Genomic DNA, 14,820 nt, shown 5'->3' on the forward strand with positions numbered 1-14,820 from the left:
AGGAGTCAGTAGAGGTAGTTTGATAATGCCTTTAAGAATCCAGTTGTGGATTGCTTAAGAATCTTCGTCTCTTTAGAGCGGGGATTATCAATATAGTGTTAACCTATTTTAGTCACTAATAATAACCAAAATATATTTGAACACTCCCATTTTTTTAACTTCAGTTGATAAATAATCATATAACTTTTATCTATTCAAACTAAAATAAATAGGAAAAATTAAATAGATTTGCAACCGATACATTATAGTTATATTTATTTGATTTGAATGGTATTTCCATACTCTCAAGAATGATCGTTGAAACTAGACAAAAAAGAATAGGTATTTTTGATAGTGGGATAGGAGGTTTAACTGTTCTTAGAGAGCTATATAGACAGTTACCTAGTGAATCTATTCTTTACTTTGGAGATACAGCAAGATTACCTTATGGCACAAGAACTAGCAAAGAAATTGTGCAGTTTGTAGATGAAATTATAGAGTGGTTAATCAAGAGTGGAGTGAAAATGGTATTGATGGCTTGTAATACCAGTTCAGCTCTTGCTTTAGAAAAAATCAAGTCTAAATTTGATATTCCAATTCTAGGATTGATTGTACCAGGGGCTAATGCTGCAGTAGAATTAGGAACAAGAATAGGCGTAATTGCTACTCCTGCAACTGCTGCTAGTAATGCCTATCGTAGAGCAATTCTAGAGGCAAATACTTCTGCTAAAGTGTGGCAAGTAGGCTGTCCCTATTTCGTACCTTTAATAGAGCAAAATCAACTACATAATCCTTACACATATCAGATAGCAGAAGAATATTTGATGCCATTAATACAGCAAAAAATTGACACATTAGTTTATGGTTGTACTCACTATCCCTATTTAGAACCAATATTGCGTTCATTTATACCTAGAAATGTTCATTTTGTAGATCCTGCTGTATCTCTAGTTAAAGTAGCTGCTAAAAAGCTAGAAATTATGAATTTGCAAAACTATGAGAAGGCAAAACCAACAAAATTTGTAGTTAGCGGTTCTTCTCAAAAATTTGCTGAATTATCATTACAATGGCTTGGTTATAAACCAATTGTACAATCAGTTTCTTTATCTACTGTTATAGACAAACCTATTTCTATAGCATAGATATTTATCTAAATGTTGGCATTTATACCCGCGCTCTCCTCGTCGGGAGCGGAGGGATGTCAATGTCAATCAATGTTGCGGTTTCACACGGAAGATGTTCAAACAATATAGAGCGATCGCTACAAGCTATGACAAGCGTTCAGTAAACTTTCTGGGAGGAATTCCTAAAGGTAGCCTCAGTCATTTTATTGGCATAGCGATCGCCATTGACTTAGAGCATACAATACCCATTTTGTCAATTTTTTAATTGATGACACGCCCTAATGTGGATTAGATTTTTTCCAATAATTCAGGTTCTGGCAAGATTTGACCATTTTTTTCTAATACACTATTTAAGGTGTGTCACGCCAATAGGCTGTTTTAGCTGACTTTGGTAGTAAGTATAAATTTACCTAAATTTAGTAAAGCTTTTATCTCAAACTAAAGACAATAGCTGTTTGCGTAGCATCCCGCAGGGAAGCGCTGAAGTACTCACAGCTAAATGCTTACATCCTACATTCCGCACGTTAGAATGTAGTATCTCAGGCTAGTCGTTGAAAACCTTGTCTGGCAATAACCATAAAGTTTATAAGTAAAAATACATATTACACACACTATTGACAGTTTTTTTAAGAAAAGAGGATGTAATCCACCTTCTTCGTAAAAAATACTGTTGTAGTATGCTTATCGTGCGGAACATGGGTTACATATAAACTAAAATACTTTATTAGACATCTCCAAAAATCAAAAATAAAATCAATTATCACACAGAAATTATCAATTCTTTCTGCCTACTGCCTACTGCCTCTTTTCTGGAGATGTCTATTAGTTATTTTAAAATTTATTGGATACTTAAATTAATCTTAAGTAGCAGATAATTTCTAGTTCATATAGAGCTATAATATTATCTGTTGTTTTTTACTAATGTAAATTAGTTCTTGAGTTAGCAATACCTTGTTGCCAAGATTTATTTTTTGTGATTTTTGCACCTCTTTGGGCTAATGTTAGTAGTAAATATACAGTAAATACATAACCAGTTGCTAGAATGGGAATAATTACAGGAATGTGATTGTAGTTCATGGTTTTATTTGATGGTGAGGAGGATTTTTAGATGTAAGTATTTTCTAGCTAAAAAGCTAAGTCATTAAAGATTAATTGAGTACTGTTTACTTAGTAATTAATTGAAGTCAATACTAAGAAAAACAATTATTCTTTAATTTATTTTTAGAGCAAAAGAAATTTATAGACAAAATCTTTAACTCTTTGTATTTATAAGGTTGTAGCATTAAATAGTAATGCCAAGTAGCAGATATTTTTATTTTTTGAGTTCACATATTTGAACTTTTTTTTAGTTACCTTCTGCTTAGGTAGTCTCTAAACTTAAGATCCCAGATTTTTTTTTAGAGAAAAGGTTATTCAGATTCTAAATTGTTGATAATTACTGAGTAATATTTGTCACCTGGAATACTATCAATCGAACGGAACTTTTAGCAATCTAATTGCTTCATTAAACTATATATCGATCTAAACTCTTAACCAGGGACTATGTTTTAGTAACTAATAACCGATAGACGGTAGTCCTGCATAGTAATGGTATACAAGGAACAAAAGATGCTTGGCAGGGGAGCAAGATTCTCCCACTGCCGTACCTCGTAACAAAAATCATACAATGCACTACCACCGAATAGATTTTTAGAAGCTCAAATTAACTCAATTTCTGCACTTCAGTCATTGGTAGATATATCTCAGAAAGACTATGCAGCTATTAAGTTATCTTCATTATTATTATTAATTATATAGAGTTCCTGATAGCTTAATTAATATAACCTATATAGCAAAAACTTTCTGGTTAATTTAGATCGAATATGATGATGACTAAATTATATATTTCAGCTCAGAAGTTTTTGACTATTCTCTTTACCAATAGGTAACTTTTAACTATTGATAAATTTTGGGTCTATTTATTTTTTGAATTCAAATTTTAGAGTAAACCTTCATAGTAGATTGAGTCAACCTTTAATGGTGAAAAATTTTGCTCTACTATTCCTAGCTCCTAGCCAATCTTGATAACTCGGTAAGTTGAGAGATAAATCTATAATTAAGTCCAGTTCCTTAAAGGATAATCTAATGTTAGCCTATGAAGGTTATCAACTTTGAATACTTGAATTCTTACAGTTCCTACTATTAAAGTAACACAGTAAATACTATTTGTATATAGAATTTTGATAGTTACTTAACAATTAGACACAATCTATCATAAAAACTGACTTTGATTAACATTTAACTATTGGGTATCAAAAAATAAAAAAATATTTTTATAGATTCGATTTACAATGGATGATTGATAATTAGGGTTTGCTGAAAAAGTCTTATGGGTGAGAGTAGGAGACAACCCACCCCTAACCCCTCCCCCTCCCAACCCACCCCTAGCCCCTCCCAGGAGGGGAGGGGGAGACAGGAGAAAAGGGAATGAGCAAGGAGGTAGGAGTAAGAATTGTAAGAATGATTTTTCTGCCCAACTATGTGCCTAAAATACTAACTTTTCGAGGGTGAAGAGCTGAAAACCAGGCACTTTTTAAAGGCCCCAAAAAGGCTAAAACCTTTATCTGTAAATACTTTTAGATTTAATCAGCAAGCCCTAATTAATGCCCAAAGGTTTAAAGTCTCTCCTTTTAAGGAGAAAAAAGCGGTAGTTTTGCTACGCAACATCTAAAGCGGAGCTTCCCGTAGGGTGGGATGGCGTACTTCGGAGCGACTCTGTCACTCTTCGGGTCTCAAAGCCATATCCATGAGACCAAGAGAAGAAATCAGATTTCCTTATATTCTTAGGACTTACGCAGATACGCTATATATAGTACTCATAACTATTGTCCAATAGTTACTGGACTCTATACACAGTGTCTTTGCGTAAGTCCTGATTCTATTCCGTAACGGTTAAAACCCGAGTTAATTATCCATTGTTCATTATCCATTATCAATTAATGAACTATTTACCTATATGAAGGGTGCTTGGCTTAGAATAAGAATATAATATGTAAAATTTTGTTAACTTGTAGCTTGATTGGCTAATCCATGACCACTTCAACTCTCCTATTTTCACCAGTAGAAGCAGACCTAAAACTGCTAACAGATAACTTAAAACAATTAGTAGGTGCTCGTCACCCAATCCTGTACGCTGCAGCAGAACATCTATTCCGCGTTCAAGGAAAGCGAGTGAGACCAGCTATAGTCTTTTTAATTTCACGGACTACCATGCCAAATCAAGAAATTAGTCCTAAACATCGTCGTTTAGCAGAAATCACAGAAATGATCCACACTGCTAGCTTAGTTCACGACGATGTAGTAGACGAATCAGAAATTCGCCGAGGTGTCCCCACTGTTCATAGCTTATTTACCAATCGTGTTGCAGTACTGGCCGGAGATTTTCTCTTTGCTCAATCATCTTGGTACTTGGCCAATCTAGATAATCTAGAAGTAGTTAAACTACTTTCAGAAGTAATTATGGACCTTGCCGAAGGAGAAATTCAGCAAGGACTACATAAATTTGATACTGATTTATCAATAGATGCTTACTTAGAAAAGAGCTACTATAAAACAGCTTCTCTAATTGCTAATAGTTCTAAAGCTGCAGCTACTCTTAGTGGTGCCTCGCCAGAACTAGCTCAGGATATGTACTACTATGGCCGATATGTAGGTTTAGCATTTCAGATAGTAGATGACATACTAGATTTTACCAGTGCAACAGAATCTCTAGGAAAACCTGCTTGTTCAGACCTGAAAAGTGGCCACTTGACAGCACCTACGTTATATGCATTAGCAGAAAAGCCAACTTTAGAAAAACTAATCGAAAGAGAATTAGCCCAAGATGGGGATCTAGAAGAGGCAATTCAATTGATTAAAGGTAGTCACGGTATTGAAAAATCTCAGGAATTAGCTACTAAATACGCAAAAATGGGTGTTGAACATTTAAAGTCTTTACCAGATTGTGATTCTCGTGAGGCTCTGATTAATCTTACTGACTATGTTTTAAGTCGGCTGTATTAACTTTTAGTATTTTCCAATAAGTTAGTAAGAGTTAATTAATACTAGCAGTAGGATAAAACTTAAACATTGGCGATTAATTAATGCAGTTCTATTAATCTTTTGATAGCAATCTAATCTGTCTTCAGATGAGTTTAACTTTGCTATTTCATTAATGGATAATGGATAATGGATAATGGATAATTACTTCTCCCTTTTAGGGAGAGGATTGACGCTTAAGGAAAAAATTTATTTTTTTCCCTTTGAAAGGGCAGGTTAATAAAGCTGAATTATTTAATTATTAATTATTAATTATTAATTATTAGGTTAAATTCTATTTTCTCTATTTACTTGAGGTAGTTGAACTATTAATTAATGTAGCAAGGAATGAGTTGGTTAGTACTTATGTTGATGATGAACCTGAGACACTATAAAGGCTTTTACCACTGTTTCCTGTTCCCTGTTCCCTGTTCCCTGTTCCCTTAATTGTGAGAATATCTCAACATCTTAAGCAATATCCGGAGGAATTTTGCTAGAGTTGGAATTAGAGGATGCCTGATACTGTTTTAGATATATATTTATCAGCTTTTGGACATCCTCTCTCTTAACCTCTGTAGCCGTTGTCAAATTACCAGGTGTTTCAAAAAAGACAAAGCTATCTAAAGGTTCAATTGCTATCATTTGGAAAAGTATATAAATAACTGGTACAGGTATAGCAACTACATTAGCCTCTACAATAGAAGATGAAGCATCTTTTTGAGTAGAAAAAGCATAAATAACACGTTTTTCTAATTCATATTTATTACGATGACCAAGGGTAGTCAAAACCCAATTTTGCGTGTCAGTTTGCAAAATATAGTACTCTAAATGTTGTAATTGTTGAGCTAAAAGTTTCAAGGCAGGTGTAATTGCTTCAACAACTTCTGCTGTATTTCCATTTTGAGGTGAATTTCTAATGAGTGCTTGGATTTGTCTATCTAAGTCCATAATTTACGATCTAGTCTTTTCAGAAATTTTATGAAATCAGGGTGTATATGTAATGAATCGAAAAAAATATTAGCAGTTAATTTATTAATACAATGATGGGGGAAATCTGCCAAGTTGGCGAAGAAAATTTAAAGCTCTTGCTAGATGAATTTCAGCAATCTACTCGTGCATCAAAGCAAAATTGCCAATCAGTAGCAGAGCGTATTACACAGGAAGTAGAAAGAATTTGCATGGAAAGCAAAAGAATTCAAGCTTCAGGGGAAATAAGTAAATGGGCAAAGAACCTAGCTCAACATCGTCTGAGACAATGTCTACATTACTATAAGCTTGGTTCTAGAGAAGGAAGAATACATTTACATAGCACTCTAAGTGCAATTGTTTATCGGTATATCACTCCTCCTCAAATACAATCAAGTTATCAGGCAAGATTAAATCTGATCGAGGACTTTTTACAGCAATTTTATCTGGAAGCTTTGAATGCTTTTAGACGAGAAACTGAGCTACCAGTAATGTACACTCCCCGTACATTATTAGAACTCGCCGAGTACATGGCCTTCACAGAGCGTTACGGCAAAAGGCGTATACCTTTGTCTGGTGGTCGTAGTCAACAATTGATTATTCTGCGTGCTCAAACATTTTCTCATCAACAACCAAAAGAAACATCTGTAGATATTGACCAAGCAGCAGAGGGAACAGCTACGGACTCAGATAAGACATGGAATGATGGGTCTATGCAACAGGTGCGGGAAGCAATGGCCGCACAACAGGATACAGGTGATGATATAAGTTCTCTGCGCCAGGTGGTAATAGAAGAACTTATGGCCTATCTGGAAGAACGTGGACAGCAAGACTGTGCAGAATATTTTGCACTGCGTTTACAAGACTTATCAACTGGGGAAATAGAATCTATATTAAATCTTACTCCCAGACAAAGGGATTATTTACAGCAACGCTTTAAGTACCATTTGCTAAAATTTGCCATGGGACATAGTTGGGAATTAGTTCATCAATGGTTAGGAGCAGACTTAGAGCATAGTTTAGGCTTAACCCCCACAGAATGGGCAGCTCTACATGACAAAATTGACGCAGAACAGAAAAGTTTGCTAGATTTGAAGCATAAAGGTCTTTCTGACGAAGCGATCGCGAAGACTTTAGGTCGTAAAGTAAACCAGGTGAAGAAGAAGTGGCATAAGTTACTCGAACTTGCCTGGGAATTACGAAATCATTCAAATTCCGGAGCGAGTGCGTCAACTGATGAATAACGAAACGAATAAACAGGTGGAAACTTTTGAGGATAATTTCTTTGACTGGTTATTAGGGCCAAATTCTCAAGAAATATCAAACGTAGAGGAAAATCAAAAATCTATTCAGAATGGAAAAAAAGAAATCAGGGTGCAGGAGTTAGAGTGGGAAGAATTAGACCCACTTGATTCTGAAGAAATTGACTATCCCTACGAACACGAAAGTCAGCCACTTACAGCTGGAGAAGTACCAACCGTGTATAATCGTTTCGAGACTGTATTACAAAAACGACTGAGAACCAAGATTGAATCTAAACCCCCACGATTCCCTTGGGAAAATAATCTGGTAAATTACGATGCTGAATATCCAGATGTGGAGGTGAGTAACTGGTTTTCCCCTATTAATTTGTGGGCATCACAGATGAAAAATATTAAGTGGGGCAAGTTAAATATACCTTTAACAGAAAATGTATTTGCTCAACTTCTGCAATCTTGTCAGGAAGTACCATCTGATTTACTACCTGGTAGTAGATTGGTTAGAGCAGTGAATAGTTTGTTCCCAAATCAATCTCAATCCTTAAACGATCTAGCTGGTTTAGTACTTGTAGGCGGCACTAGGGATGGAGAGTTAATTTCCGGTCGTATTACTTCTTATAACACTGCAACTCCAAAGCAACAAATGTTGTTGTCTTTGCTCGCTGCCCAAGAAATTATCTCATCCTTAAATTTGACTTGTCATTTGAATCAGTCAGTGACAAAAAGACAGTGGCAAACTGCTTTAGGGTGGGTGAGCATCGAGGCTGAATATTATGTTCCTCAAGATTGTTCTTCTGCGTGTTTAAAGATTAAAGGTAAATTACCTGAAGCAGCAAATTTCCAACTTCAAGGAGAAGGAGTTGAAGCAACTGCTGAACGTTCAGATGCAGGTACTCTATGTGTGGAGTTATTTAACCCACAACCAGATGGAACATATCAGTTAATTATTAAATTCTTTGACTGGGAGCAGTCTTTAAAATTTGTTGTTCGCCTTCAATAATTGATAGTGGATAATGAATGGTGGATAATTACTTCATGGATTAATTATTAATTATTAATTGTTAACGTGCCTATGCTTTTAAAAGGGAACAGGGTAGAATTTAGACTGTAGAGTAGAGGTTTTAAGTTCCATTAATATCACTTTTGAATTCTAAATTTTGACTTTTGACTTTTGACTTTTGACTTTTAACTTATGTGGCGACAGATAGAAACATCTCCTAAACCTGTTCCTGAAGATTCTATTCTATTGCGAGTCATGGTACAGGCGTTAGTCATAGTAGGTATTATTGCCGTTGATGTGGCTGCCGGAGTGGCAACAGATGAACTGCCTTTAACTGTTTGGGCTGCTCCCCTAAGTATTATAGGAGCAGTTTGGAGTTGGTATAACCGCTACAAACGAAACATACCAGCTAAATTTTGTTTGGCGATCGGAATGTTATTATCGTTAGCTGCTTTTCTGAGTAGATTAGTGACTGAGTTGAGTGATACGCGACTGGTATTGGCAGAATTATTGATTCAACTTCAGGTATTACATAGCTTTGACTTGCCCAGACGGAAAGATTTGGGTTATTCGATGACTATCGGGCTAATTTTGTTAGGAGTTGCAGGTACTATCAGTCAAACTTTAACTTATGGCCCAGTGTTGCTGCTATTTATCGCGATCGCTATTCCTTGCCTGATTTTAGATTATAGGTCTAGGTTAGGTTTACAGTCAAAAATTTTAGGTCAAACATTAGAAGTTAAGAAAAAGCAGCAGAAAATATCTTTATTAAATGCTACTTTATCTCCCAAGCGATTAACAATATTATTATTAGTAATTATTGGATTAGGTCTAGGAATTTTTGCTCTTTTACCTAGATTACCTGGTTATCAAGTACGAACTTTTCCTGTTAGTGCGCCGATTAATTTTGACGTAGAAAATTTTGATGGGCGAACTATTACAAACCCTGGTTATATTAGTCAAGGTAGGGGAAATGGAGATGATTCTGGAGGAGGAAGTGGAACTAATCAAGAATCAGGTCCTGGAACTTTAGATAATACTTATTATTATGGATTTAATACTAAAATAAATCAAAATTTACGCGGACAATTAATTCCTCAAATTGTCATGCGAGTGAGGTCACAAGCTGAAGGTTTTTGGCGAGTATTAGCCTTTGATAAATATACAGGCGAAGGTTGGGAAATTTCTCGGAACGATAAATCCTTTACCTTAAATCGCCCCCGTTGGTCTTACCAATTTTATGTTAATTGGCCGACTAATAGGCATGAAAATGAAACTAGAGAAGTAATTCAAAGCTACACAATTGTTTCTCAGTTGCCAAATTTAATTCCGGCTTTATATCAAGCAAGGGAAGTCTATTTTCCTACTGAAAAAATAGCAATTGACCCTGATGGTAATTTGCGTTCTCCTCTTGAATTGCGGGAAGGTTTAACGTATACAGTCATTTCTGATGTTCCTTATCGAGACCGTACTCTTTTGAATCAGGTAGGTACAAATTACCCAGAAAGTATTAGTAAGTATTATTTACAAATTCCTCCAGAAATTGCCGAAAAAGTAAGAGAAAAAACAGAGGAGATATTAGGGAACAAAAATAAAGTTGCTCAAGAAAGTCAACCTATTACTTCGCCTTATGAAAAAGCACTTTATTTAGCTCAGTATCTGAAACAAAATCCTAATTATAAACTGCAAAAAGAACCTCCATTTTTTGCTGAAGGTGAAGATTTAGTATCAGCATTTTTGTTTGGTTATCAAAATAGTCCGGAAGGGGAGAAAATTATCGGCGGTTATGGCGACCACTTCTCTACTGTTTTGACAATAATGTTACGTTCTATTGGAATTCCGGCAAGATTAGTAGCGGGTTATTCTGCTGGGGAATTTAATCCTTTTACTGGTTTATATGTGGTTAAAAATACAGATGCTTATATGATGACGGAGGTATATTTTCCTGAGTATGGATGGTTTGCTTTTAATCCTATTCCGGGAATGCCTTTAATTCCTCCTTCTATTGAAAAGAATGAAACTTTTAGTGCATTAATGACTTTTTGGAAGTGGGTAGCTGGTTGGTTACCTTCTCCTGTAACTGGTTTTTTAGAGAGATTTATTGGTGGGATATTCGGTTGGGTATTGGGAATTATTGGTTGGTTTTTTGCTCTCTTTTCTCAAGGTTGGCAAGGGATATTTACTGGTTTAATTTTAGCTACTTCTTTGGCTTTCTTGGGATGGTTATTGTATATATTTTGGCGAGGATGGCGTTACGATCGGTGGTTATCTAGGTTATCTCCAATGGAGAGTATATATCAACAAATGTTGAGTTTGATGGCGAGTAAGGGATTAGTTAAACATCGTTTTCAGACGCCTTTTGAATATAGTCAAGCTATTAAGGAATATCATTCTATAAGTGAAGTAGAAATAATTGAAGAGATTTCTCAAGCTTATGTGGAATGGCGTTATGGCAGTAAGGAAGTTAATTTAACTAGATTAAAAAATTTACTCCGAAGTTTAAAGCAGAGTATTAGGCGTAGGTTAAATTAAGATAATAAGAAGAAGGTAATATCAAATCCGGTAGCATCGGTGTAATTAGATGGGGAGATGGGGAGATGGGGAGATGGGGAGATGGGGAGATGGGGAGATGGGGAGATGGGCAAATATTTGGTAATGGTTGAAGATGGAACATTTTTTTATACCGAATTAAACGGATTTGATATAATTTAATACGAAAAAACTACGCTCGCTTATGCATATAGGAAGGAATGAGCTGGTTAGGAATTATGTTGATGATGAAGCAAATAAGGGAAAATTTTTTCCTACAGATGAGCTGTTCCCTACTATGATTTTCGGGACATAAATTAGGGATTTTTTGGATAAAAACACTATATATGCCATAGTGCTATAGTTCTTATCTACTATATATAGTTCCTGACCATAAGTTCTGATGGAGTAGGGAAAGGAATGAGCTGTTCTCTACAAGGAAAATGTTTTTCCTACAGATGAGCTGTTCCCTACTATTGTTTTAGGGACATAAATCAGGGATTTTTTGGATAAAAACACTATATATGCCATAGTGCTATAGTTTTTATCTACTATATATAGTTCCTGACCATAAGTTCTGATGGAGTAGGGAAAGCAATGAGCTGCTTAAGAGTGATGCTGATGATAAATCAAATCAGGGAAAATGTTTTTCCTACAGATGAGCTGTTCCCTACTATTGTTTTCGGGACATAAATTAGGTATTTTTTCGATAAAAACACTATATATGCCATAGTGCTATAGTTTTTATCTACTATATATAGTTCCTGACCGTAAGTCCTGATGGAGTAGGGAAAGGAATGAACTGAACTATGATTTTCGGGACATAAATTAGGGATTTTTTGGATAAAAACACTATATATGCCATAGTGCTATAGTTCTTATCTACTATATATAGTTCCTGACCATAAGTCCTGATGGAGTAGAGAAAGGAATGAGTTGGTTCAGACTGATGCTGGCGATCAAGCAAATCAAGGAAAATGCTTTTCCTACAGATGAGCTGTTCCCTACTATTGTTTTCGGGACATAAATTAGGTATTTTTTGGATAAAAACACTATATATGCCATAGTGCTATAGTTTTTATCTACTATATATAGTTCCTGACCGTAAGTCCTGATGGAGTAGAGAAAGGGATGAGTTGGTCCAGACTGATGCTGGCGATCGAGCAAATCAAGGAAAATGTTTTTCCTACAGATGAGCTGTTCCCTACTATTGTTTTCAGGACATAAATTAGGGATTTTTTGGATAAAAACACTATATATGCCATAGTGCTATAGTTCTTATCTACTATATATAGCTACTGACTATAAGTCCTGATGGAGTAGAGAAAGGAATGAGTTGGTCCAGACTGATGCTGGCGATCGAGCAAATCAAGGAAAATGTTTTTCCTACAGATGAGCTGTTCCCTACTATTGTTTTCAGGACATAAATTAGGGATTTTTTGGATAAAAACACTATATATGCCATAGTGCTATAGTTCTTATCTACTATATATAGCTACTGACTATAAGTCCTGATGGAGTAGGGAAAGCAATGAGCTGTTCTCTACTATGATTTTAGGCACAGGAGTTAGGGATTTTTTGGATAAAAACACTATATATGCAATAGTGCTATAGTTTTTATCTACATATATATAGTTCCTGACCGTAAGTCCTGATGGAGTAGGGAAAGCAATGAGCTGCTTAAGAGTGATGCTGATGATAAATCAAATCAGAGAAAATGTTTTTCCTACAGATGAGCTGTTCCCTACTATTATTTTCGGGATATAAATTAGGGATTTTTTTGACTAAAACACTATATATGTCATAGTGCTATAGTTTTTATCTACTATAGTCATTCTGAATAAGACTGGAACACTTGATTTAGCTGAAACTCTTTCAAGGCAAGAAACCTTTGTCCCAATCTTAACTGGAATGACTATATATGTAGTTCTTTAACGTAAGTCCTGATGGAGATCGATTCTATTGCTTTTTTTCACTGACATTATTGACTTGATAAATACCTAATACCAAATTGATAAATGTTTGCTACAAATAGTTAGGCTATTTCTTAGGAGTCAGGAGTCAGGAGTCTTATGGGAATGGCTTCAATACCAGTTTTTAGGTCGTAAATTCTCTTTTTTGTCAAAGGGATATTTCCTACAAAATCTTTTTATCCCACTTATTATTCGTAACATTCTTTTTTCACGCTTGGTATAACTCTGTACCACATAATTTACAGAATTTGGCATCTAGAACGTGGGTAGAAAAACCACAACCACTGCATACTTTTTCTCTTTTTTTAGCTGTTTTTAGGGATTGTTTAATTAAATCTCCAAAATGCTTACTTATAATGTTTTACAATGAATGTGCCAATGTACCTAAAAGTTAGAGCATTTTTGAGGATAGTGAAGTACAGTTATAAGACTATTTATTCCGATATTCACTGTTCCCTGTTCCCTGTTGCCTAGAACAATAAAACTTTGTACCTCATCCACTAGAAAACTGCTGTAATTATGTCTGACCTAGAATCAAATTTATCTGCTCTAGTTGCTAAGGTTTCACAACTGGAAAAACAACAAGTTACTCTCAAAAAATATGTTGTTAAGTTGAAACATACTTTAGACGAGCAGATAGAAGATTTTAATCATCGACTAGAAGCAGAAGATATCGAAAATGTACAGGAAAACTTTGTTGCTTTAACTCTACGTTTAGATGAATTATTAGCTTTCAATAATCTCAGAAAATCAACTACGGAAACTCAAGATAAATCTCCGAATAATTGGCAAAATAAAGACTGAAGAGTATCAAAATAAATTAGTGTTTAACCAAAAATAAGGTCTCAAGCCTCCCCTTTTAAGGGGATGAAAAAAATCAACTTCGGTATTTCAAGCCTCCTTATTGTAGAGGTACTGATAACGCAGTTCCTCCGTTAGAATGCTAACTGATAACTGATAACTGATAACTGATAACTGAAATTACCGTACTGATAGTCGTGGTGTATTAATCGAAGCATTAGAAACAGTTCAAGCACGATTAATTATTGTTTGTCCTTGGTTAAACTGTAATAGTATTGATGAAAATTTACTGAAGAAATTCAAGGATTGTTTAAACCGCAATTGTCAGATAGATATTGGTTGGAAATATTTAGGCGATCGCTTGAATATTGGCAAAGGTTGGAAATATAATGCTTTGGTAGATTTACAAGAATTGGAAGAAAGTTATCCTGGTCTATTTCGGTTGAAGTTATTAGGAACTCACGAAAATTTTTTGGTGTGTGATGAGAAGTTTACTTTTGTGGGGAGTCATAATTTTTGGGTGCATCTCATAGCAAGCAAAAATACTTTTTTCCTATATATTTCCTGTTCCCTGTTCTCTGTTCCCTAAAAGCGATAAATTTTTGGCTTTATTCACGCATTGAGATGCACACTAATTTTTTAGCTTCTGGCGAGGAAAGTATGGAACGAGAAGTGGGAATTTTGACGAGTGATTCAGAAATTATTCAAGGATTAATTTATCGTTTTGATGATGGTGAAAGTTTGGATGAAGCAGAAATTAATCGTAGATTTGCAGCAAGTGTGAAAAATTTGGATGAGGTGGAATATTTGTCTGGAGTTATTGATGAAAGTGAAATGGAGTTTAGGGATTTTTCGATGGTGGTACATGAAGATGAGGAGGAGGAAGAAGAAGTAGAATATTTACCTGGAGATGTTGATGAGAATGAAATGGAATTTCAGAATATTTCGATGATGGTAGATGAAGAAGAGGAGGAGGAAGAAGAAGTAGAAGAAAGTCAAGAACCTGTATATCCAACATCAGGACAAAAACACCGATTGGCCAAGCTATTTGGTTGTGTTTGCTGGCGCAACACTTCGTGAACGTGTTGTTTGGAATGATAGTCTAGCTTGCTGCCAAGAAAAGTATAAATTAG

12 protein-coding genes are annotated in these 14,820 nt (G+C 35.2%); 10 read left to right on the forward strand and 2 right to left on the reverse strand.

The features are described 5' to 3' along the window. Positions 1–290: 290 nt before the first annotated feature. Together murI and F6K54_RS12115 are read left to right on the forward strand one after the other, a co-directional pair. Positions 291–1,121 carry a glutamate racemase gene (murI, locus tag F6K54_RS12110; protein WP_293077770.1) on the forward strand — a complete coding sequence of 277 codons (831 nt, stop codon included), beginning with the start codon at positions 291–293 and terminating at the stop codon, positions 1,119–1,121. A gap of 94 nt (positions 1,122–1,215) precedes the next feature. After that, entirely contained in the window at positions 1,216–1,368 is a 153-nt protein-coding gene (locus tag F6K54_RS12115; RefSeq protein ID WP_293077772.1) for a hypothetical protein, read from the forward strand. 653 nt (positions 1,369–2,021) lie between these two features. Here the strand turns inward: F6K54_RS12115 and F6K54_RS12120 are convergent. Beyond that, complete coding sequence (locus F6K54_RS12120) at positions 2,022–2,180, reverse strand: hypothetical protein (protein ID WP_192901192.1); 159 nt, start codon at positions 2,178–2,180, stop codon at positions 2,022–2,024. A 1,992-nt stretch (positions 2,181–4,172) separates the two neighbouring features. Here F6K54_RS12120 and sds point away from each other — a divergent pair. Then, a complete protein-coding gene (gene sds / locus F6K54_RS12125) occupies positions 4,173–5,144 on the forward strand; it encodes a solanesyl diphosphate synthase (RefSeq protein WP_293077774.1) in 972 nt (323 codons plus the stop codon). Positions 5,145–5,627: 483 nt separating this feature from the next. On the opposite strand, the gene F6K54_RS12130 is transcribed toward sds, so the two are convergent. Continuing rightward, positions 5,628–6,107, reverse strand: coding sequence for a hypothetical protein (locus F6K54_RS12130; RefSeq protein ID WP_293077776.1), 480 nt, complete (start codon positions 6,105–6,107; stop codon positions 5,628–5,630). Between the two features lie 95 nt (positions 6,108–6,202). Between F6K54_RS12130 and hetZ the strand changes: the two genes are divergently transcribed. From hetZ to F6K54_RS12170, 7 genes are all read left to right on the forward strand, one after another. Next, entirely contained in the window at positions 6,203–7,369 is a 1,167-nt protein-coding gene (gene hetZ / locus F6K54_RS12135) for a heterocyst differentiation protein HetZ (protein ID WP_293077789.1), read from the forward strand. Beyond that, positions 7,362–8,384, forward strand: a complete 1,023-nt coding sequence (locus F6K54_RS12140) for a hypothetical protein (RefSeq protein ID WP_293077778.1) — start codon at positions 7,362–7,364, stop codon at positions 8,382–8,384. Before hetZ ends, F6K54_RS12140 begins: the two co-directional genes overlap by 8 nt. 192 nt (positions 8,385–8,576) lie before the next feature. After that, complete coding sequence (locus F6K54_RS12145; RefSeq protein WP_293077780.1) at positions 8,577–10,916, forward strand: DUF3488 and DUF4129 domain-containing transglutaminase family protein; 2,340 nt, start codon at positions 8,577–8,579, stop codon at positions 10,914–10,916. Between the two features lie 57 nt (positions 10,917–10,973). Further along, positions 10,974–11,096: a hypothetical protein gene (locus F6K54_RS12150; RefSeq protein WP_293077782.1), complete on the forward strand. Its 123-nt coding sequence runs from the start codon at positions 10,974–10,976 to the stop codon at positions 11,094–11,096. Positions 11,097–13,405: 2,309 nt separating this feature from the next. Then, complete coding sequence (locus tag F6K54_RS12160; protein ID WP_293077784.1) at positions 13,406–13,690, forward strand: hypothetical protein; 285 nt, start codon at positions 13,406–13,408, stop codon at positions 13,688–13,690. 358 nt (positions 13,691–14,048) lie between these two features. Then, on the forward strand, positions 14,049–14,276 hold the full coding sequence (locus F6K54_RS12165; RefSeq protein WP_293077786.1) for a hypothetical protein: 228 nt from the start codon (positions 14,049–14,051) through the stop codon (positions 14,274–14,276). A 35-nt stretch (positions 14,277–14,311) separates the two neighbouring features. Further along, a complete protein-coding gene (locus F6K54_RS12170) occupies positions 14,312–14,767 on the forward strand; it encodes a hypothetical protein (RefSeq protein WP_293077788.1) in 456 nt (151 codons plus the stop codon). The last annotated feature ends 53 nt before the right edge of the window (positions 14,768–14,820 follow it).

Origin of the sequence: Okeania sp. SIO3B5 (assembly GCF_010692555.1) — a bacterium.
Taxonomy (GTDB): Bacteria; Cyanobacteriota; Cyanobacteriia; order Cyanobacteriales; family Microcoleaceae; genus Okeania.

What these genes read in the sequence shown, in the direction of transcription:
- F6K54_RS12170 (WP_293077788.1), top strand. Translation starts at nt 14,312, where the DNA reads ATGCACACTAATTTTTTAGCTTCTGGCGAGGAAAGTATGGAACGAGAA.
- F6K54_RS12130 (WP_293077776.1), bottom strand. Translation starts at nt 6,107, where the DNA reads ATGGACTTAGATAGACAAATCCAAGCACTCATTAGAAATTCACCTCAA.
- F6K54_RS12150 (WP_293077782.1), top strand. Translation starts at nt 10,974, where the DNA reads ATGGGGAGATGGGGAGATGGGGAGATGGGGAGATGGGGAGATGGGGAG.
- murI (WP_293077770.1), top strand. Translation starts at nt 291, where the DNA reads ATGATCGTTGAAACTAGACAAAAAAGAATAGGTATTTTTGATAGTGGG.
- F6K54_RS12160 (WP_293077784.1), top strand. Translation starts at nt 13,406, where the DNA reads ATGTCTGACCTAGAATCAAATTTATCTGCTCTAGTTGCTAAGGTTTCA.
- hetZ (WP_293077789.1), top strand. Translation starts at nt 6,203, where the DNA reads ATGGGGGAAATCTGCCAAGTTGGCGAAGAAAATTTAAAGCTCTTGCTA.
- F6K54_RS12115 (WP_293077772.1), top strand. Translation starts at nt 1,216, where the DNA reads ATGTTCAAACAATATAGAGCGATCGCTACAAGCTATGACAAGCGTTCA.
- sds (WP_293077774.1), top strand. Translation starts at nt 4,173, where the DNA reads ATGACCACTTCAACTCTCCTATTTTCACCAGTAGAAGCAGACCTAAAA.
- F6K54_RS12140 (WP_293077778.1), top strand. Translation starts at nt 7,362, where the DNA reads ATGAATAACGAAACGAATAAACAGGTGGAAACTTTTGAGGATAATTTC.
- F6K54_RS12120 (WP_192901192.1), bottom strand. Translation starts at nt 2,180, where the DNA reads ATGAACTACAATCACATTCCTGTAATTATTCCCATTCTAGCAACTGGT.
- F6K54_RS12145 (WP_293077780.1), top strand. Translation starts at nt 8,577, where the DNA reads ATGTGGCGACAGATAGAAACATCTCCTAAACCTGTTCCTGAAGATTCT.